The following is a 22,921-nucleotide window of genomic DNA, read 5'->3' as shown; positions in this document are numbered from 1 at the left end:
TGGCCGCGTGATGACCGCCTACCTCGCGACGATCCCGAGCCCCGACCGCGGGGTGTGGCACCTGGGACCGATCCCGATCCGCGCGTACGCCCTGTGCATCATCGCCGGCATCATCGTGGCGATCTGGTGGGGGGAGCGGCGCTGGGCCGCCCGCGGCGGCACCAAGGGCACGGTCGTCGACATCGCCGTGTTCGCCGTGCCGTTCGGCCTGGTCGGCGGCCGGTTGTACCACGTCATCACCGATCCCGAGCTGTACTTCACCGAGGGCAAGAACCCCTGGAACGCGTTCGCGATCTGGGACGGTGGCCTCGGCATCTGGGGCGCGATCGCCCTCGGCGCGGTGGGCGCGCTCATCGCGTGCCGGCGCAAGGGCATCCCGCTGCCGGCGATGGCGGACGCGATCGCCCCGGGCATCGTCGTCGCGCAGGCCATCGGCCGCATCGGCAACTACTTCAACCAGGAGCTGTACGGCGCGCACACGGACCTGCCGTGGGGGCTCGAGGTCTACCAGCGCTTCAACCCGGAGGACCCGGACAACCTGCTGAACGGCGTCGCGACGGGCCACATCCCGCTGCCGGAGAGCCCGGTCCACCCGACGTTCCTGTACGAGCTGATCTGGAACCTGCTGGTCGCCTTGCTGGTGGTGTGGGCGGACCGCAAGTTCAAGCTGGGCCACGGCCGGGCGTTCGCGCTGTACGTCGCGGGGTACACGGTGGGCCGCGGCTGGATCGAGATGATGCGGACGGACACCGCGAACCACATCCTCGGGCTGCGGGTGAACGTGTGGACGTCGATCCTGCTGTTCTTGGGAGCGGTGGTGTACTTCGTACTCGCCGGCCGCCGGGGGCCGCGGGAGCTGCCGGAGACGCTGGTCAGCAAGGACGCTCCGGGGCCGGAGGAGAAGCCGCTCGCGGATTCGGAGGACTCCGACGTGACCCCGGACACGGCGGCACCCGCTTCCGGGGAGGAGCCCGGCGAGCCGGAGCACGTCAAGGTGGCCGCCGAGGAGCCGAAGAAGACCGACGAAAGCTGACCGCTTTCCCGAAGGCCAGGTGGGGGATGCCGCGTAACCGACGCCCGCAGGACCGGGAAGAGAAGCGCGGTGAGATCGTCGCCGCGGCAACACGGTTGTTCGTGGACGAAGGCTACGACCCGACGACGGTGACGCGGATCGGGCGCGAGGCGGGGGTGACCTCCAATACCGTCTACTGGTACTTCAAGGACAAGGACGAGGTACTGGTCGCGGTTCTGGACGCGCTGTTCGCGCAGTTCCTGGCCGGCGTGGCGGAACGCTCGGCCGAACCGCCGGTCGAGCAGCTGCTGTGGGCTGTCGCCGAGTTGCGGCGGGTCGATCGGCTGATCACGACGGTGCACGCCAGGGTCGCGGCGTCGGAGTCACTGCGGGTCTGGCACGACGGTTTTCACGCGCAGGTGGAGGCGATCCTGCGGTGGCACCTGGCCGCGTTGGGCGTGCCGGAGACCGAGCAGGACGCGATGACCCGGATCGGGGTGTTCGTCGTCGAAGGGATGCTGACCCACTCCGGGGACGCCGCGGGCGATCGCGCCGTTGTCGAGACGCTGGTGCGCAGTGCCCGCGGCATCGCCGCGGTGCCGGCTAGCGGGTCGCCGCGGCCGTGAACCGGGCCGCGAGGAACTCGATCTAGTCTGCGACGGCACGCTCGAACAGGTCACCGACGTAGATGTCGAAGTGGTCGCCTTCGTAGTGGTTGACCTGGACGTGGTCCTGCCCGGCCGCGAGGCGGGCCGTGGTGCGCGCGGGGGCGGCGCGGTCGTCGTCGCACACGCACAACAGGGTCGCCGCGGCGATCTTGCGCAGGTCCTTGCCCGGCCGGTACAGCGGCAACCGCAACGCGAGCCGGGCCGCGATCGCGTTGGCGCTGTCGCCGCCACCGTCCGGGCCACTCATGACACCCCAGATCGTGTCGCGGCCGACAGCGGTGTCGCCGGGGCGGAACGGCTGCCCACCCGTCTCGACGGTCGCGGACAATCCCTTCCCCACCGCCGGGAACCGGGCGAGGACGCCGGCGGTGCGCGGCGAGAGCCGAGACCCCGCCGGGATCAGTTTGGACGCCGCGGCGATCGCGGTCGGCGACACCAGGAAGGCGGGCATCCACCACAGGCCGACCACCGGAGCCAGCACCGGCTTCGCGCCGAACACCGACCCGGCGACATCGAGCAGCGCGGCGATGACGAGCCCGGCCATGCTCATCGGGCCGGAGCGGAACCGGGAGAGCAACGACGCCGGTCCGTCGGTGAACGGGCATTGGGCCACCACTGCGGCCAGATCGTGGTCCTTGCTCGCGATTCGCAGCACGTGCCCGCCGCCGAACGAGGTCCCCCACACCGCGATCCGGCCGGGGTCGACCTCCGGCAGGGACCGGCCGTAGGCCAGCGCCGCCCGCCAGTCGTCGAGCTGGTCGCCGATGTCGAGCAACTGCCGTGGCGATCCCTCACTGGCCCCCAGGTACCGGTAGTCGAACACCAGCACCACCCACCCCTGCGCGGCGAACCGCTCCGCGAACGCGTCCAAGCGCCACTCGCGGACCGCGCCCAGCCCGTGCGCCATGACCACCAACGGCCGAGGCGCGCCTTCCGCTGCCGGCGTGTACAGCCACGCCGCGCACCGCACGCCGCCGGACTCGAACCACACGTCCCGCCGCACCGACGCGGTGTGGTTGTCCTGCTCCGCCGAAGTTTCCATTGCCTGTCCCACTCCGCTCGCCGACTGCTCTTGACTTGCGATCAAGAGCCGGTGGACGCGAAGGCTAGGGCTCTCTTGATTGGAAGTCAAGAAACGAGGCCTGGTGCTGTGCCGTCCCGGTCCAGAGCGCCCCAATGTGGCCTTGGTTGCGTCAGACGCACCGAAGGCCGCCTTGGGTGCGTGGGACGCACCGAAGGCCGCCTTGGGGCGCTGGCCGATCGCCAACAGCGGGCCGAGTTCCAGTGGCGGCCCGCCGGGATGACGTGAATGACTCATTCATGTCGTCTGGCGACATGAATGAGTCATTCACGTCGCTCGAAGCCGCCCGAGGTCAACCCAAGTCGGGCAGGCCCAGCTCCAGGTTCGGCGCCTGCAACCCGCCGTCGACCTCGAGGATCTTGCCCGTGATGTACCCGCCGGCCCGCGACGCCAAGAACACCACCGTCGCCGCGATGTCCTCGGCCTCGCCGATGCGGCCCAGCGATGTCGCCGACTCCATCTTGTCCTTCAGCTCCGGGTTGCCGACCACGATCTCCAGCGCCGACGTCGCCACCGAGCCCACGGAGATCGCGTTCACCCGCACCTTCGGCGCCAAGTCCGCCGCCGCCAAGCGCGTGTAGTGCGCCAGAGCCGCCTTCGCCGTTCCGTACGCCGCGAAGCCGCGGCCGGACACGCGGCCCATCACCGACGAAATGTTGACGATCGAGCCGCCCGTCTCGAGCAGCGAAGGCGCCGCCGCCACCGTCAACGCGTGCGCCGTCGCCACGTTGAAGCGGAACGCCTCCTCCATGAAGTCCACCGAAGACTCCAGCAGGGGCCGCGGGTACGTGCCGCCGACGTTGTTGACCACCAGGTCGAGCCGCCCGAACTCCGACACCGCCGTCGACGCCAGCGCCCCCGCGGCCTCCGGTGAGGACAGGTCCACCGGCACCGCCACTGCCCGCCGGCCGGCCGCCGAGACGCGCGAAGCGACTTCGTCGAGCTGAGCGGACGTACGGGACGCGATGACCACGTCGGCGCCCGCTTCGGCGAGGGCCACGGCCGTCGCCGCGCCGATTCCCCTTCCGGCGCCGGTGACCACCGCGACCTGGCCGGTGAGCTTGAACCGATCGAGGATCATGCGGCGAAATGTAACACGTTCTAGTGACCGGTGACACAATTCCAGGCTGCCGGGTCGGGCCTGTCACGTTAGGCTTGACGGGAGTTTCCGGGCCGTATACTTAGCAGAACGAACTACCGGGAACCCATCAGGAACTACGTCGTTCCACGCAGCCAGATCGTTACCGTCCGACGTCGCTCGGGGCGCTCTGAACAGGTGCTGGCATGTTTCCCAGGTGTTAAAGTCGCGCTAACAAGCGGGCCATCGTCGTCCCGTGCGCTCCCCGGCCGGTAGCCCGGCCCCGCACGACAAGACGACGAAGGAGGTCCCTTCATGATCTTCTCCGCCATTCCCGGCAAGCAGGGTCTTTACGACCCGGAGACCGAACAGGACTCCTGCGGTGTGGCCATGGTGGCCGACATCCGCGGGCGCCGCTCCCACGGCATCGTCACCGACGGCCTGTCCGCGTTGACGAACCTCGACCACCGCGGCGCCGCCGGCGCCGAACCCACCAGCGGCGACGGCGCCGGAATCCTGCTGCAGCTGCCCGACAAGCTGCTGCGCGCGGAGGCCGGCTTCGCGCTTCCCGAACCCGACTCCCGCGGCCACCACGCCTACGCCGCCGGCATCGCGTTCCTGCCCCAAGACGCCGAGCAGCGCCGCAAGGCCGTCGAGCTGGCCGGACGCATCGCCGTCGAAGAAGGACTGGAGGTCCTCGGCTGGCGCGAGGTCCCCGTCGACGCCGACCGCGCCGACATCGGCCCGACCGCCCGCTCGGTCATGCCGCACTTCGCCATGCTTTTCGTGACGGCGGACGGAAAAACCGGCCTGGAGCTGGACCGGCTCGCCTTCTGCCTGCGCAAGCGCGTCGAGCACGAAAGCGCGAACTCCGGCTGCGGCACGTACTTCCCGTCGCTGTCCTCGCGCACGATCGTCTACAAAGGCATGGTCACGCCGGAGCAGCTGCCGGCGTTCTTCGGCGACCTTCGCGACGAGCGGCTGGAAAGCGCCATCGCGCTGGTGCACTCCCGCTTCTCCACCAACACTTTCCCGTCGTGGCCCCTGGCCCACCCGTTCCGGTTCGTGGCCCACAACGGCGAGATCAACACCATCCGCGGCAACCGCAACCGCATGCGGGCCCGCGAGGCCCTGCTGGAGTCCGAGCTCCTCCCCGGCGACCTGTCCCGGCTGTTCCCGATCTGCTCGCCGGACGCGTCCGACTCCGCGTCCTTCGACGAGGTCCTGGAGCTGCTGCACCTCGGTGGCCGGTCGCTGCCGCACGCGGTGCTGATGATGATCCCGGAGGCGTGGGAAAACCACGCCACGATGAAGCCCGAGCGCCGCGCGTTCTACCAGTTCCACGCCAGTCTCATGGAGCCGTGGGACGGCCCGGCCTGTGTCACCTTCACCGACGGCACGCTGGTCGGGGCGGTCCTGGACCGCAACGGCCTGCGGCCGGCCCGATGGTGGCGCACCGCCGACGACCGCGTCGTCCTCGCCAGCGAGGCCGGCGTCCTCGACGTCGCGCCCAGGGACGTCGTGGCCAAGGGGCGGCTCAAGCCCGGCCGGATGTTCCTGGTGGACACCGAAGCCGGCCGGATCGTGGACGACGAAGAGGTCAAGTCCGCGCTCGCCGGCAAGCTCCCGTACGAGGGCTGGCTGCACGCGGGCCTGCTGAAGATCGCCGAGCTGCCCGACCGCGACCACGTCGTGCAGAGCCACGATTCGGTGCTGCGCCGCCAGCTTTCCTTCGGCTACACCGAAGAAGAGCTCAAGATCCTGCTCGCGCCGATGGCCGAGAAGGGCGCCGAGCCGATCGGTTCGATGGGCTCGGACACGCCGCCCGCGGTGCTGTCGCAGCGATCCCGGCTCCTCTACGACTACTTCAAGCAGAACTTCGCGCAGGTGACCAACCCGCCGCTGGACGCGATTCGCGAAGAGCTCGTCACCTGCATGGCGCGGATCATGGGCCCGGAGCGCAACCTCCTGGCCCCCGGCCCGGCGTCCTGCCGTCACCTCAAGCTGCCGTACCCCGTCATCGACAACGACGAGCTCGCGAAGCTCATCCACATCAACGACGACGGCGACCTCCCCGGCTTCGCCTGCAGTGTCCTTTCCGGACTGTACGAAGTGGACGGTGGTGCCGAGGCGCTGGCCGGTGCGATCGAACGCGTCCGGCGTGAGGCGTCGGAGGCGATCGCGGCTGGCGCGCGCACGCTCGTGCTGTCCGATCGCGACTCCGACCACCGGATGGCGCCGATCCCGTCGCTGCTGCTGGTCTCCGCGGTGCACCACCACCTGGTCCGCACCAAGGAACGCCTGCGCGTCGCGCTGGTCGTCGAATCCGGCGACGCGCGCGAGGTGCACCACATCGCGCTGCTGCTCGGCTACGGCGCCGCCGCGGTCAACCCGTACCTGGCCTTCGAGACCATCGAGGACATGATCGGGCAGGGCGCGGTCACCGGCATCGAGCCGGCCAAGGCGGTCCGCAACTACGTGCAGGCGCTGGTCAAGGGCGTCCTGAAGATCATGTCCAAGATGGGCATCTCGACGGTCGGCGCGTACACCGCCGCCCAGGTCTTCGAGTCCCTCGGCCTGAGCCAGGACCTGCTCGACGAGTACTTCACCGGGACGTCGTCGAAGCTCGGCGGCGTCGGGCTCGAGGTGCTCGCCGAAGAGGTCGCCGTCCGGCACCGCCGCGCGTACCCGGACAACCCGACCGAGCGAGTCCACCGTGGACTCGACACCGGCGGCGAGTACGCCTACCGCCGCGAGGGCGAGCTGCACCTGTTCACGCCGGAGACGGTGTTCCTGCTGCAGCACGCGTCGAAGACCGGCCGCGACGAGGTCTACCGCAAGTACACCGACGAGGTGCACCGCCTCTACCGCGAGGGCGGCACGCTGCGCGGGCTGTTCTCGTTCAAGGACGGCGTCCGCGAGCCGGTGCCGCTCGACGAGGTCGAGCCGGCCGAGGCGATCTTCAAGCGCTTCAACACCGGCGCGATGTCGTACGGCTCGATTTCGGCCGAGGCGCACGAAACCCTGGCCATCGCGATGAACCGGATCGGCGGCCGCTCCAACACCGGTGAGGGTGGCGAGGACCCCGAGCGGCTCTACGACCCCGAGCGCCGCAGCGCGATCAAGCAGGTCGCTTCGGGCCGCTTCGGCGTCACGAGCGAATACCTCGTCAACGCCGACGACATCCAGATCAAGATGGCGCAGGGCGCGAAGCCCGGCGAGGGCGGCCAGCTGCCGCCGAACAAGGTGTACCCGTGGATCGCGCGCACCCGGCACTCGACGCCGGGCGTCGGCCTCATTTCGCCGCCGCCGCACCACGACATCTACTCCATCGAGGACCTGGCGCAGCTGATCCACGACCTCAAGAACGCCAACGAGCACGCCCGCATCCACGTGAAGCTGGTGTCCTCTTTGGGCGTCGGCACGGTAGCGGCGGGGGTGTCCAAGGCGCACGCGGACGTCGTGCTCATCTCGGGCCACGACGGCGGCACCGGCGCGTCCCCGATGAACTCGCTCAAGCACGCGGGCACGCCGTGGGAGATCGGCCTCGCCGAGACCCAGCAGACGTTGCTGCTCAACGGCTTGCGCGACCGGATCACCGTGCAGGTGGACGGTGCGATGAAGACCGGGCGCGACGTCGTCATCGCGGCGCTGCTCGGCGCCGAGGAGTACGGCTTCGCGACGGCCCCCCTCGTCGTCGCGGGCTGCATCATGATGCGCGTCTGCCACCTCGACACGTGCCCGGTCGGCGTCGCCACGCAGAGCCCGGAGCTGCGCAAGCGCTACACCGGCCAGGTCGAGCACGTCGTCAACTTCTTCAAGTTCGTGGCCGAAGAAGTCCGCGAAACCCTTGCCGCACTGGGCTTCCGCACGCTCGACGAGGCCATCGGCCACGCCGAGCTGCTCGACACCGACGAGGCCGTCGACCACTGGAAGGCGTCCGGTTTGGACCTGGCGCCGATCTTCGAGATGCCCTCGGAGACCCCGTACGGCGGCGCCAAGCGACGCACGCGCGGCCAGGACCACGGCCTCGAGCACGCGCTGGACCGCACCCTCATCCAGCTCGCCGAGGCGGCGCTGGAAGACGCGCACCACGTGAACATCGAGCTGCCGGTGCGCAACGTCAACCGGACCGTCGGCACACTGCTCGGCTCGGAGATCACCCGCCGCTACGGCGGGGACGGCCTGCCCGAGGGCACGATCAACGTCACGCTCACCGGTTCGGCGGGCCAGTCGCTCGGCGCGTTCCTGCCGCGCGGCATCACCCTCGACATGGTCGGCGACGCGAACGACTACGTCGGCAAGGGCCTGTCGGGCGGCCGGATCGTCGTCCGCCCCGACCCGGACGCGTCGTTCGCGGCCGAGGCGCAGACGATCGCGGGCAACACGATCGCCTACGGCGCGACCGGCGGCGAAATCTTCCTGCGCGGCCAGGTCGGCGAACGCTTCTGCGTCCGCAACTCCGGTGCCACGGTCGTCGCCGAGGGCGTCGGCGACCACGCCTTCGAGTACATGACCGGCGGCCGCGCGGTGGTGCTCGGCCCGACCGGGCGGAACCTGGCGGCCGGCATGTCCGGCGGCGTGGCGTTCGTGCTCGACGTCGACCGCAAGAAGGTCAACCAGGACATGGTGGATCTGCTCAGGCCGACCGCGGACGACCTGGCCTGGCTCAAGAAAACGGTGCAGCAGCACCACGATCTCACCCGCTCCGCGGTGGCGGCGTCGCTGCTCGGCGACTGGCCGCGCCGGTCCGCGGCGTTCACGAAGGTGATGCCGCGCGACTACCAGCGGGTTCTGGACGCGGCGAAGGCGGCGAAGGCCGCCGGCCGCGACGTCGACGAGGCGATCATGGAGGCCGCTCGTGGCTGACCCGACCGGTTTCCTGAAGTACGACCGCGAAGAGCCGAAGAAGAAGTCCAAAGAGGACCGCCTGCACTCGTGGGGCGAGGTCTACGCGGACGTCGACCCGGGCGAGCGCAACGAAAAGGTGCGCAAGCAGGCGTCGCGCTGCATGGACTGCGGCATCCCGTTCTGCCACTCCGGCGGCTCCGGCTGCCCGCTGGGCAACCTGATTCCCGAGTGGAACGACCTGGTCCGCCGCGGCGACTGGGCCGCGGCGAGCGACCGGCTGCACGCCACCAACAACTTCCCCGAGTTCACCGGGAAGCTGTGCCCGGCGCCGTGCGAGGCCGGCTGCGTGCTGTCCATCTCGCCGCTCTCGGGCGGGCCGGTGGCGATCAAGCGCGTCGAGCAGACGATCGCCGACCAGTCGTGGGAAGCGGGCTACGTCCAGCCGCAGGTGTCCGAAGTGGCCAGTGGGCAGCGCGTCGCGGTCGTCGGCTCGGGGCCCGCGGGCCTGGCCGCGGCCCAGCAGCTGACCCGCGCCGGCCACGAGGTCACGGTGTTCGAGCGCGATGACCGCCTCGGCGGGCTGCTGCGCTACGGCATCCCCGAGTTCAAGATGGAGAAGAAGGTCCTCGACCGGCGCCTCGCGCAGCTGCGCAAGGAGGGCACCCGGTTCGTGACGGGCTGCGAGGTCGGCGTCGACCTGTCGGTGGAGGACCTGCGCGCACAGTACGACGCGGTGGTCCTGGCGGTCGGCGCGCTGCGCGGCCGCGACGACACGACGACGCCGGGCCGCGAGCTGGCCGGCATCCACCTGGCGATGGAGCACCTGGTGCCGGCCAACAAGTTCGTCGAGGGCGACGGCCCGCCGTCGATCGACGCGCGCGGCAAGCACGTGCTGATCATCGGCGGCGGCGACACGGGCGCCGACTCCTACGGCACGGCCACCCGCCAGGGCGCGCTTTCGGTGACGCAGCTGGACCAGTACCCGATGCCACCGTCCACAAGGGACGACGAGCGGTCGCCGTGGCCGACGTGGCCGTACATCCTGCGCACGTACCCGGCGCACGAGGAGGCGGGCGAGCGCAAGTTCGCGGTGGCGGTCAAGCGGTTCGTCGGCTCCGCCGAAGGGCGCGTGACGGCGGTGGAGCTGCAGCAGGTCCGCGTCCAGAAGGACCCGGCGACGGGCCGCCGCGAGGTGATCCCGGTCAACGACGAGGTCGAGACGCTCCCGGCGGACCTGGTCCTGCTGGCGATCGGCTTCGAGGGCGTCGAGGAGATGCCGCTGCTGTCCGACCTCGGCTTGTCGTTGACCAAGCGCGGCACGCTGTCGTGCGGCGCGGACTGGCAGACGGAGACCCCAGGCGTGTTCGTCTGCGGCGACGCGCACCGCGGGGCGTCCCTGGTGGTGTGGGCGATCGCGGAGGGCCGCTCGGTGGCCAACGCGGTCGACGCGTTCTTGACGGGGGCATCGGACCTCCCGGCCCCGGTGCACCCGACGGCGCTGCCGCTCGCGGTTGTCTGATCCGGACATCTCGAAAGCCCCCTCGCCGCTGGTGAGGGGGCTTTCGACCGGTTCGGCGGCTCGCCGCCCCCGTCGCCGCGCGTGCGGGCCTCCTGGCGAGTGTCGCGAATGGCCCATCGGGGGACCTACGCCGCCCCGAATGCGCCATTCGCGGCCCGTCGGTGCGCGGTCGGCGCCGCTGGTGAGGGGCTTTCGACCGGTTCGACCCATTGCTCCGAATGGCGGCTGTGCAGTGTGTACACGGCCAACTACTTTCGAGTAGCTGTGCCGCTTTTGCGACAATTCACTTCCGCGGAAGGTGGGGCGTCTTGAAGCACACGACATTCCGGGCAGCGGTCGTCACCGCGCTCCTCTCCCTCGCGTTCGCCCTGGTCGGCGCGCCCGCCCAGGCCGCGCCGAAACCCTTCTGGACGCCCGATGCCATGCGGGCGGCCGTCCCGATGGACAACCTCGTCAAAGCGCCTCGCGTGAGCGCGAAAGATGTGGCCAAAGGGGAAAGCGCGATCATCCAGAGCATCCCCAACGGCGGGGGCGCCTGGCCCGGCGGTGGCAAGGTCACCCAGACCGCCGGCCGCGTCTTCTTCCTCTTCAACGGCCAGAAGGCCTCCTGCTCCGGCGACGCCGTGACCAGCACCAACGGCAGCGTCGTCGTCACCGCCGGGCACTGCGTCAAGTACCAGGGCACCTGGCACACCGAATGGGTCTTCGTCCCCGGCTACAACAACGGGAACGCGCCCTACGGCCAGTGGGCCGCGAAGGCCACGCTGACCACGCCGCAGTGGGAAGCCAGTGAGGACATGAACTACGACGTCGGCATGGCCGTCGTGAACCCGCTCAACGGGCAGCGGCTCACCGACGTCGTCGGCGCGCAGGGCATCGCCTTCAACCAGCCGAAGAACCAGAGCATGTACACCTTCGGCTACCCGGCCGCCTCGCCCTACGACGGCACGAAGCTGATCTACTGCAGCGGCAGCACCTTCACCGACTTCCTGCTGACGCAGGACCACGGCATGCGGTGCAACATGACCGGCGGCTCGAGCGGCGGGCCGTGGTTCCTGTCGTTCAACGAGGCCACCGGCACCGGCGTCCAGGCCTCGGTGAACAGCTTCGGCTACACCTTCCTGCCCGGCTACATGTTCGGGCCGTACTTCGGCACCGACGCGCAGAACCTGTACAACCGCGCGCAAGCCGGCTGACGTCCGCGCGCCTGCTGATGAACCCCGGCGGCCCGGCCGACGTGGTGCTGGTGCAGAACGAGCGCGACCTCGCTGTCCGGCGCCCGGGAAACGCGAGCGGCGTTCGGAAACCGCCACGGGGTTTTCCCGCGGGACAACGCTTGTGGGAACGCGGTTGTGCCGGACTACCTGCGTGATGGGGTTTTCCCCGCGGTGGACCGCTTCTGCCGGTGAGAAAATGTCCGCTGCCCGATGGGGCTGACCAGGTCACCCAACCGGTCATCGCCGCCGATTTTCCGGTTTCCGGGGCGCACAATCACTCCGCCCGGCCTCCGCGGTCCACTGTGGATCAAGCACGGGGCCGGGCGGAGAGGTGGCAAGTCATGTCCAGACTCGTGCGCGCCGCGGTGGTGGCCGTGTCGGCCGCGGCCGTGGTCGTCGCCGCGCCCGGCGCCGATGCCGGCCAGGGTGGCCTGAAGACGGTCGCCACCGGGTTGAACAACCCTCGGCACCTGACCGTCCACGACGGCAGGGTGTACGTCGCCGAAGCCGGCGCGGGAGGCACCGGCAAGTGCGTCGAAGGCCCGGAAGGGCCCGCCTGCTTCGGCCTCAGCGGCTCGGTGGCGCAGCTCGACGGCCACGGCGGGGTCCGCCGGATCCTGACCGGCCTGCCGTCGGCGGCCGCGCCCGGCGGAGCCGCGGTCGCCGGTCCGACCGACGTCGCGTTCGTCCACGGCGTCCCGGCCCTGCTCGCCGGCGACGTGCTCATCGACCCGGCGACCGGCGCCAACCCGTTCGGCTCGGCCGGTCGGCTGTTCGGGAAGCTGTCGTTCGCGTTCGGCCCGCACGTCGTGCCCGGCCCGGACTTCGCCGCGTTCGAGGCGAAGAACAACCCCGACCACGGCGCCGGGGCCGGCCCGGACACGCCGGTGATCGACTCGAACCCGTTCGGGATGACGCGCTACCGCGACGGCTTCGCGGTCGCCGACGCGGCCGGCAACGACCTGCTCTACGTCGACGGCCGGGGCCGGATCAGCGTGCTCGCGGTGTTCCCGCCGAAGCTCGTCACCGCGCCACCCGCCCTCGGCCTGCCGCCGGGAACGCAGATCCCGGTGCAGAGCGTGCCGACGTCGGTGGTCGTCGGCCCGGACGGCGCGCTCTACGTGTCCGAGCTGAGCAGCATCGCCGTGGGCGCGGCCCGCGTGTGGCGCGTGGTGCCCGGGCAGCAGCCGAAGATCCACGCCGACGGCTTCACGGCGTTGACCGACCTGGCGTTCGACCGCAAGGGCAGGCTGCTGGCCTTGACGTTCGCTCGAGACGGGATCGCGGCACCGCCTTCTCCCGGCGTGCTGACCCGGGTGGAGAAGAACGGCAGCCGGACGGTGCTGGCGTCGGCCGGCCTGGCCGCGGCGACCGGGCTCGCCGTGCGCGGTGACGAGGTGTTCGTCAGCAACAACGGCACGTCGCAGGGCACGGGCTCGGTCGTCCGGCTCGTCCCGCGCGGCTGACCCGCCCCGGGGTCGTGAGTGGGAAACAGTGTTCTAACCCTGTTTCCCACTCACGACCGGGGGGTCGGTGAACCTGAGGAAGCGCCCAGGAGCGGGAACCCTATCCTGGTGTTCGTGAACTGGACTGTGGACGTCCCCGTCGACACCCTGCCCGAACTGCCGCCGCTGCCGCCGGAGCTGCGCGCCCGGCTCGACAAGGCGCTGGCCCTGCCCGCCGCGCAGCAGCCGGAGTGGCCCGACCCGGACGCGACCCGGCGGGTCCGCGGCGTGCTGGAGAGCGTGCCGCCGATCACGGTCCCGCCGGAGATCGACCGCCTCAAGGACCGGCTGGCGATGGTCGCCCGCGGCGAGGCGTTCCTGCTGCAGGGTGGTGACTGCGCGGAGACGTTCGAGTCCAACACGGAGCCGCACATCCGCGCCAACCTGCGCACGCTGCTGCAGATGGCGGTCGTGCTGACCTACGGCGCGAGCCTGCCGGTGGTCAAGGTCGGCCGCATCGCCGGCCAGTACGCGAAGCCGCGCTCGGCCGCGACGGACGCCCTGGGCCTGCCGGTCTACCGCGGCGACATCATCAACTCCCTCGTCGCCAAGCCCGAGCTGCGCGTGCCCGACCCCGGCCGGATGATCCGCGCCTACGCGAACGCGGGAGCGGCGATGAACCTGGTCCGCGCCCTCACCGGCGCCGGCATGGCCGACCTGCACCAGGTGCACGACTGGAACAAGGACTTCGTCTCGGCGTCGCCGGCGGCGCAGCGCTTCGAGGCGCTGGCCAACGAGATCGACCGCGGCCTGCGGTTCATGTCGGCCTGCGGCGTCACGGACACCTCGCTGCAGTCCACCGAGATCTTCGCCAGCCACGAAGCGCTGCTGCTCGACTACGAGCGGTCGATGCTGCGCCTGGACAAGGCCGACGCGGCGAACCCGAAGCTGTACAACCTGTCGTCGCACTTCCTCTGGATCGGCGAGCGGACCCGCCAGCTGGACGGCGCGCACATCGCGTTCGCCGAGCTGCTGGCCAACCCGATCGGGTTGAAGATCGGCCCGACGACCACGCCCGAGCAGGCGCTGGAATACGTCGAGCGGCTCGACCCGCGCTTCGAGCCGGGCCGCCTGACGCTCATCTCCCGGATGGGCAACGGCAAGGTCCGCGAGGTCCTGCCGGCGATCGTGGAGAAGGTCGAGGCCTCCGGCCACAAGATCATCTGGCAGTGCGACCCGATGCACGGCAACACGCACGAGTCGTCGACGGGCTACAAGACCCGCCACTTCGACCGGATCGTCGACGAGGTCCAGGGCTTCTTCGAGGTCCACAACCAGCTGGGCACCTACCCGGGCGGCATCCACGTGGAGCTGACCGGCGAGGACGTCACGGAGTGCCTCGGCGGGGCGCAGGAGATCTCGGACATCGACCTGTCCGGCCGCTACGAGACCGCCTGCGACCCGCGCCTGAACACGCAGCAGTCCCTGGAACTGGCGTTCCTGGTCGCGGAGATGCTCCGCGGTTAGGCTCCGGCCCCGCCGTCGACCGGCACGATCGCCCCGGTCACCATCGCCGCGCGGTCGCTGAGCAGCCACGCGGCCGCCTCGGCGACCTCGCGCGGCTCCGCCATGCGGCCGAGCGGGACCGACGCCGTGATCCGGGCGACCACCCCCGGTGACGCCGCTTCCCACGCGTCGATCATGTCCGTGGCGGTGCCGCCGGGGGTGAGGCCGTTGACCCGGATGCCCTGCGGGCCCCACGTCACGGCCGCGGTCTCGGTGAGGCTGTTCAGCGCCCGCTTCATGGCGCCGTAGGCGGGCAGGGCGGGGTTGGCGCGGCGGCTGCCGATGCTGGACGTGTTCACGATGGCCCCGCCGCCGCCCCGGCGCATGAGCGCGGCCTCGGCGGTCATGGCGGTCCAGTGCGCGCGGAAGTTGACCGCGAACTGCTCGTCGATGTCTTCCTCGGCGGTCGTCTCGAGCGGGCCGGGCCGCTGGATGGCCGCGCCGTTGTTGAACGCGCCGTCGAGACGGCCGTGGAGCTGCTCCACGCGGTCGATGGCGGCCCGGATGCTCGCGGGATCGGCCAGGTCCAGCGCGACGGCGTCGGCAGTGCCGCCCGCCGCGCGGATCTCGCCGGCGATGCGGTCGAGGGACTCGGTGCCGCGCGAGGCCAGCACGACGGCGGCGCCTTCCCGGGCGAAGAGGCGGGCCGCGGCCGCGCCGATGCCGCGGCTGGCGCCGGTGATGAGCACGACCTTGCCGGTGAGCAGGCCGATCGAGGGGGAATCGCTGGTGTTCGTCATGGTGCCGACCGTGCCCCGATCCGCGACGCCCAGGCAGGCACAAGCCGTACCAGGATCCGGTGGCGGTGCGTCCGCATACTGGGGAGGTGGACAAGCAAGAGCTCGGGGCGTTCCTCCGCAGCCGTCGTGAGCGGCTGCGGCCGCAGGACGTCGGCCTGCCCGCCGGGCCGCGCCGGCGGACCCCGGGTCTGCGCCGCGAGGAGGTCGCGGTGCTCGCGCACATCTCCACCGAGTACTACGTCCGCCTCGAGCAGGGCCGGGCGCCGCGGCCGTCGGGCGAGGTCCTGGCCGGGATCGCCGGTGCGCTGCGGCTGACCGACGCCGAAACCGAGCACCTGCACGTCGTGGCCGGCACCGCGCCGATCCGGACCGACGCGCACCGCCGTGACGTGCGGCCCAGCATCCTCGCGCTGCTGCGGCGGCTGCCGCAGACGGCCGCCATCGTCATCTCCGCCACGTTCGAGGTGCTGGCGTGGAACGACCTCGCGGCGGCGCTCATGGAGGACTTCGGCGCCGTGCCGCCCGAGCGGCGCAACCTCGCCCGCAAGGCGTTCCTCGGGCCGGCGCTGTACGGGGTGTCCGACGCCGCCGAGTTCCGGCTCACGGTCGTCATGGAGCTGCGCGCCACGCTGGCCCGCTACCCCGCCGACCCGGCGGTGCGCGGGCTGGTCGAGGAGCTGCGCGCGGGCAGCGCCGACTTCGCCCGGCTGTGGGAGCGGCACGACGTCCAGGCGACGCCGGTGCTCACGAAGACCTTCCGCCACCCGGCAGTGGGCGAGGTGACCGTCGACTGCGACGCGCTCGCGCTGCCCGACCGCGACCAGCACCTGGTGCTCTACACCGCACCGCCCGGCTCCCGCGACGCCGAGGCGCTGGCGTTCCTGGAGGTGGTGGGCGTCGCCCCCTGAGGAGCGTCCCAATGTGGCCTTCGGTGCGTCGGACGCACCCAAGGCGGCCTTCGGTGCGTGAGACGCAACCAAGGCCACATTGGGGCGCTAGGGTCAGGAGGCGTCGGCCAGCCGGGCCGCGGACTTCAGGACCGCGTCCCGCAGCGAGCCCACGTCCGGGACCGCCGCGCCGTTGACCTGCAGTCCGATGTGGACCGAGTCGCGGTACGTCGCCACCGCGATGCCGACCGCGTGGCGCGGGGCCAGCGGGACGAACGGGTACACCTCAGCCAGTCGCGCGCCGCCCAGGGACAGCCGCGCCGGGGGCACCGGGACCGTCGTGATCACCAGGTCGAACAGCATCGGCGCGGCCAGGCCGGCCGTGCGCGTGCCCAGGCGGTGCAGCAGCGGCGGGACGCGGCCGGCCAGCAGCGGGAGCGCCCCGGCGCCGCGGCTCGGGCCCGCCGCCTTGTTGCGGGTCATCGCGCGGCGGACCACCCGCAGCCGCTCGACCGGGTCGTCCTCGCCGACCGGCAGGTCGCACAGGTACCCGGACAGCTTGTTGCCGCCGAGCTGGTCGGCCGCCCGGCCGCGGACGCTCACCGGGATCAGCGCGCGCAGCGTGCGCCCGTCGGCGCGGTGGCCGCGGTTCACCAGCCATTCGCGCAGCGCGCCGGAAAGCACCGCCAGCACGACGTCGTTGGTCGTGCCGCCGTGGGCCTTGCGCACGCGGCGCAGCTCGGTCAACGGCAGCCGGACGAACCCGAGCCGGCGCTCGGCCGACTGCGGCGCCGACACCGGCGACAGCGGCGGCCGCGCGGCCCGCACGAGCGACGACGCGATGCCTGCCGTCTCGTTCGCCTGGCCCCAGACCGTGCCGAGCGCGTCCTTCACCGTGTCCAAAGTGGAGCGCGGGGCCGGGATCGGCCGGGACGGCGACGAGATCCGCTCCGGCAGCTTGACGCCGTCGAGCAGGCCGGCCGCCACCGCGTACGCGCCGGCACCGTCGGTGAGCGCGTGGTGGAGCTTCAGCAGCAGCGCGAACTTCCCGTTCGGCAGCCCGGTCACGAGGGTGAGGTGCCACAGCGGCCGGGACGTGTCGAGCGGCTCGGCGATCCACTGCGACGCATAGGCCGCCAGGGGGTCCGGTTCGTACAGTGAGCTGAGCGTCACGTGGTGAATGTGGTCCGCCGCAACAAATTCCGGGTCTTCGGTCCAGCTGGCCGAGCCCGGCGGGAACAGCTCCGCGCGGGCGCGCTGGCGCAGCTTCGGCAGCCGGGCGGCGCGCTCGGCGAGCACCGCGGTCAGCGCGGCGGGATCCACCGGGCCGCGGGCGGTGAAGGTGACCACCGCACCCATGTGCATCGGGGAGTTTTCGCTTTCCAGGCACAGGAAAGCGACGTCGAGTGCGCTGAGCGGCGAGCCTGCCATGGGCGACCTTTCCGGGTTCGCGGGTGTGCACGGCCACGTGCGTCGGAAGGGAGGAAACCCCACTGCACCAGCCCGGCGTGACGGGCGGGTGGTCTAAGTGTTTCCACGACGCTAACTACTCACCCCGTTAATCCATTCGAGATACCCCAGGCTCCGGTGCCCGCGGTCACAGATCAAGAACGTTCACTCACCCGGGGCGGCGTCCGGTTGCTCCTGGACGACGGCGGGCCCCCATTCGGGGGTGAGCGCCACCTGCTTGCCGACGCGGCGCACCGGCAGGCCGTTCACCTGCCGCTTGCCCAGTCCCGGCCAGATCTCCGCGGCGTCCTTCGCCGCGGCCCGGATCGCGCCGCCGTCGAGCGTCGTGCGCGTCTCGGGGATCTCGCGGTCGGTCCACTGGACGACCAGCTTCAGCGGGCCGGCCGGCGGGAGCGGCCACAGGAACACTTCGTGCTCGACGGCGAAGCGCGTGCCGCCGACGGGCTGCGCCCGCAGCACCGGCTCCTCCGGTTCGGACGCCGACGGCACCGAGACCGCCTCGGAGCTCGCCCGGCTGCCGTCGGCATAGAGCACGCCGATGAGCAGCCCGTTGTAGTCCGGCTTGCGCCGGTGGTCGATCAGGCCCTCGGCGGGGTCGTCGACCAGGCTGTCCCGGGAGTAGACCGTGATGCGCAGCGTGAACGCCCGCGGCCACACCTCGACCGAGCGCAACGCCACGATGGTGCGCTCCGACCGGCCCAGCGGCTGCGCCAGCGGCAGCACGGCGGGCACGATGTACTCGCGCGGGGGATCGGTCCAGTGCCGGCCGTTGAACGCGTACAGCTCCTGTTCCGGGACGGGGAACAGGGGACGCTCGCGGGGACCGCCGGTGAAGAAGCTGCTCATCGGGCGGCCCGCGACACGCTGTCCGGCACCATGCGCCCACGGTAGGACAACCGCTCCGGAATTGCCGCCCCCGAACGGGCGTACGGCCCTTGCCTCCCGTGATCCGGGACACAAGGGCCGTACGCAGCGTGACCGGCTAGTCGCTCAGCTTGAGTTCGCCGTTCTTCCGCGCGGACTCGTCGAGCTCCTTCTCGGCCGGCTTGCCCATGGCGTCCATCAGCTGCCGGGCCAGGCCGAGCCCGGTCCCGCCGAGCGACAGCGCCTTGGCGAACATGTCCGACATGCCGTCGGCGCCGTTGAGCACGACCATGTGGTCGACGTTGCCGAACGCGCTCGCGCCCGCCTCGACGATCTCCGGCCAGCGCTCGGCCAGCTGCTGCGCGACGACGGCTTCCTGGTTCTCCGCCAGCGCCGCCGCGCGCGCCTTGATCGCGTCCGCCTCGGCGAGACCCTTCGCGCGGGCCGATTCGGCTTCCGCCAGGCCGCGCGCCTTCGCGGCCTCCGCGTCGGCCAGACCGCGGGCCTTGGCCGCGGCCGCCTCCGCTTCACCGGTCGCCCGGGTCGCCCCGGCCGCCGCCTCCGCGCGGGCCTTCGTGGCCTGCGCCTCGGCCTCGGCGGCCGTCTTCACGCGCGTCGCGTCCGCGGCCGCGCGCAGCTCGGTCTCCTTCGCCTCGGCCTGCGCCTTCGCGATCGAAGCGTCGCGGGCCGCGTCGGCCGTCGTCCGCGTGTCGTACGCCTTAGCGTCGGCCGGCTTGCGGACCTGCGACTGCAGCCGCTGCTCGGCCAGTGCCGCTTCCAGCTCGGCCGCCCGCGTCTCCTGGACGACGACCTCCTGGCGCGCGGTCGCCTCGGCCAGCGGCCCCGACTGCGACGCCTTCGCCCGCGCCTGGTCGACCTCGGCCTGGTAGCCGGCCTGCTGGATCTGGCTCTCGCGGACCGCGGCCGCCTTCTTCGCCGCGGCGACCTGCTCGACCTCGGCGGCCTCCTGGTCGCGCTGCGCCTCGGCGATGCGGGCCGACGCGGCGATCGCGGCGGCGTGCGGCTTGCCGAGGTTGTTGATGTAGCCGGACTCGTCGTCGATCTCCTGGATCTGCAGCGAGTCCACGATCAGCCCGAGCTTGATCATCTCCGTGGCCGACGACTGGCGCACCTCGCCGGTGAGCGCGTCGCGGTTGTGGATCATCTCCTCGATGGTCAGCCCGCCCACGATCGAGCGCAGGTGCCCGGAGAACAGCTCGTGGATCGTGTCGTTCATGCCCTTCTGCTGGTCCAGGAACCGGCGGGCGGCGTTGGCGATGGAGGCGAAGTCGTCCCCGACCTTGTAGATGACGACCGCCCGCACGGTGACCGGCAGCCCCTGCTTGGTCACGCAGGACACCTGCAGGTTGACGCCGCGGGTGTCCAGCGACAGCCGGCGCGCGGTCTGGAAGCCGGGCAGGACGTTCACCCCGCGGCCGGTGATGATCTTGAACCCCAGGCTGTCCGCGGTGTCCGCGCGGTCGACCCGGACGCCCAGCCCGGAGATGATCAGGGCTTCGTTCGGCTCGGCGACCTTGTACAGCAGCCGCAGGATCCCGAAGATCACCACCAGCGCGACGACGAGCCCGCCCACCGAATACAGCAGGATTTCCACGAGACTCATGGCACCGACCCCCTCGCTCTTCTGTTGTGGGTGTGTTGGTGCCCCTTCGACGCCGTCAGCGGCTCAACGGTTGCCACCGCTCGACATAAACCGTCCGCGGGGGTTCGAAGTCCACGACGAGCACCTGCGTGCCGGAGCTGAACGACTCGTCCGGATCGGCCGGGTAGGCGTAGAACGCCTCCGTGCCGCCCCGGACGTTCAGGAGGACTTCGCCGATGAGGCCGGGGCCGATCGTGCCGGTCACGCGGCCTCGGCTGCCGATCATCCCCCGAAGCCCTTCAGCTTGACCTTGGAGCCCTTCTGCACGAACGTCCCCGGCTGCGGGTCCTGCTGGAAGACGAAGTCGAACCCGCCGCCACCGCCGCCGCGGCCGCCGCCCTTGCCGTCGCGGTCGGCCTTCAGCCCGGCCTGCTCGAGGATCTTCTGCGCGTCGTCGAACGAGCGGAACCGGACGTCCGGCACCTGGACGGCGTTGTTGACGAAGACGCCGATCCGCTTTTCCTTGGCCTGCGAGTTCGCCGGCGGGTCGGTCCGCGTGACGGCGCCGCCCGGGACCTCCTGCTTGAACTCCTCGCCCGCCTGGAACGGCTCGAACCCGGCCTGCTGCAGCAGCTGGAACGCCTCGTCCTTGCTCCGCCCGGTGACGTCCGGGACCGGCGGCAGCGGCAGCGGGCCCTTCGACACGATGATCGTGACCTGGCCGCCGATGTTCAGCTGGCTGCCCGACGACGGCTCGGTGCGGATCACCGCGCCCTGCGGGACCTCGGCGTCGTAGTCGTCGGTGCCGCGGGCCGGGGTCAGCTGCGCGGTCTTGATCGCCTGCTCGGCGTCGGGCAGCGCGGTGCCGGGCCGGATGTCCGGGACGACCGGGCGGCCCTTCGACAGCACGACCGACACCGTCGAGTTCGACGCCAGCGGCGTGCCCTCGGCGGGCTCGGCGCGCAGCACGGTGTTCGACGGCACCGAGTTGTCGTACTCCTGGCTGAACTGCGGGGTCAGCTTCACCGCCCGCAGCGCGTCGCCCGCCGCGGCCTGGTTCAGCCCGACGAGCTTCGGCACCGTCGCGGTCTTGTCGCCGCCGGTGTCGGTGAGCATGAAGACGAATGCCGTGATCAGGCCGCCGAACAGCAGCACCGCGCCGGCGATGATGGCGATCCGCTTCCGGTTGTCGGCCGGCTTCTCCGGCTCCGGCTCGCTCCGGCGCCGGGCGACCGGCGGCCGCACGGGCGGGATCTGCTGGGTGATGCCCGGGGGCGGGGTGCCGGGGTGGCTCAGCGCCCGCGTCGCGTTCGGGCGGTGCACCGGCATCGTCTTCTCGCTGTCCGGCGCCACCTGCGGGATCCGGGGGAGCGTGCGCTCGGTGTCGGCGAGGTCGCCCTGGCCGTGCGACACGGGAACCGGGACGGTCACCGGCAGCAGGCCCAGCTTCGCGCGCACCGCGGTCAGCTCGGTCAGGAACTCCCCGGCGTCGGCGGGACGCAGCTCGGGGTCCCGCCGGGTCGCGCGGGTGATCAGCTCGTCGAGCTCCGGCGGCAGGTCCGGGCGCAGCGCGCTCGGCCGCGGGACGTCGTCGTTCACGTGCCGGTAGGCCACCGAGATCGCGGTGTCGCCGGTGTAGGGCACCTGCCCGGTCAGCATTTCGTAGAGCAGGATGCCCGCCGAGTAGACGTCGCCGCGCGCGGTCGCCGCGCCGGTCTCGACCTGCTCCGGCGAGAGGTAGGCGACGGTGCCGAGGATGACGCTCGAACTCGTCGTGCCCGCGCTGGCCACGGCCCGCACCAGGCCGAAGTCGGCGACCTTGACCGCGCCGCCGGTGTGCGGCCCGGTCCGGCCGATCAGCACGTTCTCCGGCTTGACGTCCCGGTGCACCAGCCCGGACCGGTGCGCGGCGGCCAGCGCCGACAGCACCGGCTCGGCGACGCTCAGCGCCAACGCGACGTCCAGCGGGCCCTTCTCGTCCAGCAGGTCCCGCAGGGTCCCGCCGTCCACCAGCTCCATCACCAGGAACGCGAGGCCCGACTCGGCGCCCTGGGGCAGGTCGAAGCCCTGGTCGTGCACCGCCACCACGTGCGGGTGGTGCAGCTGCGCCGCCGACTGCGCCTCCCGCACGAAGCGGTCCACGAACGACCGGTCGTCGGCGAACCGCGGGTCCATGATCTTGATCGCGACCGGACGGTCCAGCCGGGTGTCCGTCCCCCGGTAGACGGAAGACATCCCCCCGTGCGCGAGCAGCCGGTCCACCCGGTAGCGGCGCTCGAGGAGCGTGCCGACCAGGCTGGGGTGGGTGCGAGTCACGAGTATGGATCGTACGGAACCGCACACGGTTCGTGGAGGAGACCTCGCGGGTCACCCGTGCGCACTAGCGGGAGTGAGTGCGGAATGTGGCAGAGTGTCACGTGTGAGTGGGATTCCTGTCGCCGACGACGTCCTCGACACCGCCATCGCGGTTCTTCCGCTGGCGGAAGTGGCGAACGTCCTCGGGACCTCCGCCAACAAGGTCCGCCAGATGCTGCGCGACGGGCAGCTGATCGCCTTCAAGCGCGGCGGTGACCTGTGCGTGCCCAGCGACTTCTTCGTCAAGGACGGCGTGGTCAAGGGCCTCGCCGGCACGATCACGGTGCTCGCCGACTCCGGGTTCTCGCGCACCGAGATGCTGCGGTGGCTCTTCGAGACCGACGAGAGCCTGCCGGGCCGGACCCCGGTCAACGCCCTGCGCACCAGCCACGGCACCGAGGTGAAGCGGCGCGCGCAGGCGATGGCGTTCTGACCTGCGCAAACAGCTCGCCGCGGCGCCCAGTTGGACGGCCACTGCGACGCTCAGGCACGCCGGGAGCGACCACGCCGCCAGCGGACCGGCCAGCGCCGCTCCCGCCGCCAGGCCGGTGATCTTCAGGCTCGC

At 71.5% G+C, this 22,921-nt stretch carries 17 protein-coding genes; 9 read left to right on the top strand and 8 right to left on the bottom strand.

What is annotated here, in order from left to right:
• Nucleotides 1-10 precede the first annotated feature (10 nt).
• Complete coding sequence (gene lgt, locus ACERZO_RS31655) at nucleotides 11-1,033, top strand: prolipoprotein diacylglyceryl transferase (RefSeq protein WP_372668750.1); 1,023 nt, start codon at nucleotides 11-13, stop codon at nucleotides 1,031-1,033.
• Between the two features lie 26 nt (nucleotides 1,034-1,059).
• Nucleotides 1,060-1,638 carry a TetR/AcrR family transcriptional regulator gene (locus ACERZO_RS31650; RefSeq protein WP_372668748.1) on the top strand — a complete coding sequence of 193 codons (579 nt, stop codon included), beginning with the start codon at nucleotides 1,060-1,062 and terminating at the stop codon, nucleotides 1,636-1,638.
• A gap of 22 nt (nucleotides 1,639-1,660) precedes the next feature.
• On the opposite strand, the gene ACERZO_RS31645 is transcribed toward ACERZO_RS31650, so the two are convergent.
• Both ACERZO_RS31645 and ACERZO_RS31640 read right to left on the bottom strand, forming a co-directional pair.
• Entirely contained in the window at nucleotides 1,661-2,722 is a 1,062-nt protein-coding gene (locus ACERZO_RS31645) for an alpha/beta hydrolase (RefSeq protein ID WP_372668746.1), read from the bottom strand.
• A gap of 331 nt (nucleotides 2,723-3,053) precedes the next feature.
• Entirely contained in the window at nucleotides 3,054-3,842 is a 789-nt protein-coding gene (locus tag ACERZO_RS31640) for an SDR family oxidoreductase (protein WP_372668744.1), read from the bottom strand.
• Nucleotides 3,843-4,154: 312 nt separating this feature from the next.
• Between ACERZO_RS31640 and gltB the strand changes: the two genes are divergently transcribed.
• The 5 genes from gltB (at nucleotide 4,155) to ACERZO_RS31615 (ending at nucleotide 14,398) form a co-directional block, all read left to right on the top strand.
• Nucleotides 4,155-8,708 carry a glutamate synthase large subunit gene (gltB, locus tag ACERZO_RS31635; protein WP_372668742.1) on the top strand — a complete coding sequence of 1,518 codons (4,554 nt, stop codon included), beginning with the start codon at nucleotides 4,155-4,157 and terminating at the stop codon, nucleotides 8,706-8,708.
• Nucleotides 8,701-10,209, top strand: a complete 1,509-nt coding sequence (locus ACERZO_RS31630; RefSeq protein ID WP_372668740.1) for a glutamate synthase subunit beta — start codon at nucleotides 8,701-8,703, stop codon at nucleotides 10,207-10,209. Before gltB ends, ACERZO_RS31630 begins: the two co-directional genes overlap by 8 nt.
• A 308-nt stretch (nucleotides 10,210-10,517) precedes the next feature.
• On the top strand, nucleotides 10,518-11,405 hold the full coding sequence (locus tag ACERZO_RS31625; protein ID WP_372668738.1) for a trypsin-like serine peptidase: 888 nt from the start codon (nucleotides 10,518-10,520) through the stop codon (nucleotides 11,403-11,405).
• Nucleotides 11,406-11,767: 362 nt separating this feature from the next.
• A complete protein-coding gene (locus tag ACERZO_RS31620) occupies nucleotides 11,768-12,892 on the top strand; it encodes a ScyD/ScyE family protein (RefSeq protein ID WP_372668736.1) in 1,125 nt (374 codons plus the stop codon).
• 114 nt (nucleotides 12,893-13,006) lie between these two features.
• Nucleotides 13,007-14,398: a class II 3-deoxy-7-phosphoheptulonate synthase gene (locus ACERZO_RS31615; RefSeq protein WP_372668734.1), complete on the top strand. Its 1,392-nt coding sequence runs from the start codon at nucleotides 13,007-13,009 to the stop codon at nucleotides 14,396-14,398.
• Here the strand turns inward: ACERZO_RS31615 and ACERZO_RS31610 are convergent.
• Nucleotides 14,395-15,177: an SDR family NAD(P)-dependent oxidoreductase gene (locus ACERZO_RS31610; protein ID WP_372668731.1), complete on the bottom strand. Its 783-nt coding sequence runs from the start codon at nucleotides 15,175-15,177 to the stop codon at nucleotides 14,395-14,397. The two genes, ACERZO_RS31615 and ACERZO_RS31610, sit on opposite strands and share 4 nt — an antisense overlap.
• Nucleotides 15,178-15,263: 86 nt before the next feature.
• On the opposite strand from ACERZO_RS31610, the gene ACERZO_RS31605 reads away from it, so the two are divergent.
• Entirely contained in the window at nucleotides 15,264-16,085 is an 822-nt protein-coding gene (locus ACERZO_RS31605; protein ID WP_372668729.1) for a helix-turn-helix transcriptional regulator, read from the top strand.
• Nucleotides 16,086-16,178: 93 nt separating this feature from the next.
• Here the strand turns inward: ACERZO_RS31605 and ACERZO_RS31600 are convergent, their stop codons facing one another.
• The 5 genes from ACERZO_RS31600 to pknB all read right to left on the bottom strand — a co-directional run bounded on the left by ACERZO_RS31600 (nucleotide 16,179) and on the right by pknB (nucleotide 22,317).
• Complete coding sequence (locus ACERZO_RS31600; protein WP_372668727.1) at nucleotides 16,179-17,495, bottom strand: wax ester/triacylglycerol synthase family O-acyltransferase; 1,317 nt, start codon at nucleotides 17,493-17,495, stop codon at nucleotides 16,179-16,181.
• A 183-nt stretch (nucleotides 17,496-17,678) separates the two neighbouring features.
• Nucleotides 17,679-18,380 carry a hypothetical protein gene (locus tag ACERZO_RS31595; RefSeq protein ID WP_372668725.1) on the bottom strand — a complete coding sequence of 234 codons (702 nt, stop codon included), beginning with the start codon at nucleotides 18,378-18,380 and terminating at the stop codon, nucleotides 17,679-17,681.
• A 136-nt stretch (nucleotides 18,381-18,516) separates the two neighbouring features.
• The gene (locus ACERZO_RS31590; protein ID WP_372668724.1) at nucleotides 18,517-20,022 is read right to left on the bottom strand and encodes an SPFH domain-containing protein; all 1,506 of its coding nucleotides are present in this window, start codon (nucleotides 20,020-20,022) and stop codon (nucleotides 18,517-18,519) included.
• A gap of 55 nt (nucleotides 20,023-20,077) precedes the next feature.
• A complete protein-coding gene (locus tag ACERZO_RS31585; protein WP_086676706.1) occupies nucleotides 20,078-20,287 on the bottom strand; it encodes a hypothetical protein in 210 nt (69 codons plus the stop codon).
• Nucleotides 20,284-22,317, bottom strand: coding sequence for a Stk1 family PASTA domain-containing Ser/Thr kinase (gene pknB, locus ACERZO_RS31580; protein WP_372668722.1), 2,034 nt, complete (start codon nucleotides 22,315-22,317; stop codon nucleotides 20,284-20,286). The genes ACERZO_RS31585 and pknB overlap by 4 nt, the downstream gene beginning before the upstream one ends.
• A 103-nt stretch (nucleotides 22,318-22,420) precedes the next feature.
• Here pknB and ACERZO_RS31575 point away from each other — a divergent pair, with 103 nt between their 5' ends.
• On the top strand, nucleotides 22,421-22,789 hold the full coding sequence (locus ACERZO_RS31575; RefSeq protein WP_372668720.1) for an Rv2175c family DNA-binding protein: 369 nt from the start codon (nucleotides 22,421-22,423) through the stop codon (nucleotides 22,787-22,789).
• Nucleotides 22,790-22,921 lie beyond the last annotated feature (132 nt).

The organism is Amycolatopsis kentuckyensis, from assembly GCF_041679295.1.
Classification (GTDB): domain Bacteria; phylum Actinomycetota; class Actinomycetes; order Mycobacteriales; family Pseudonocardiaceae; genus Amycolatopsis; species Amycolatopsis kentuckyensis_A.
The sequence above is the reverse complement of the archived record's forward strand: the minus strand, read 5'-3'. Positions and strand labels throughout refer to the sequence as shown.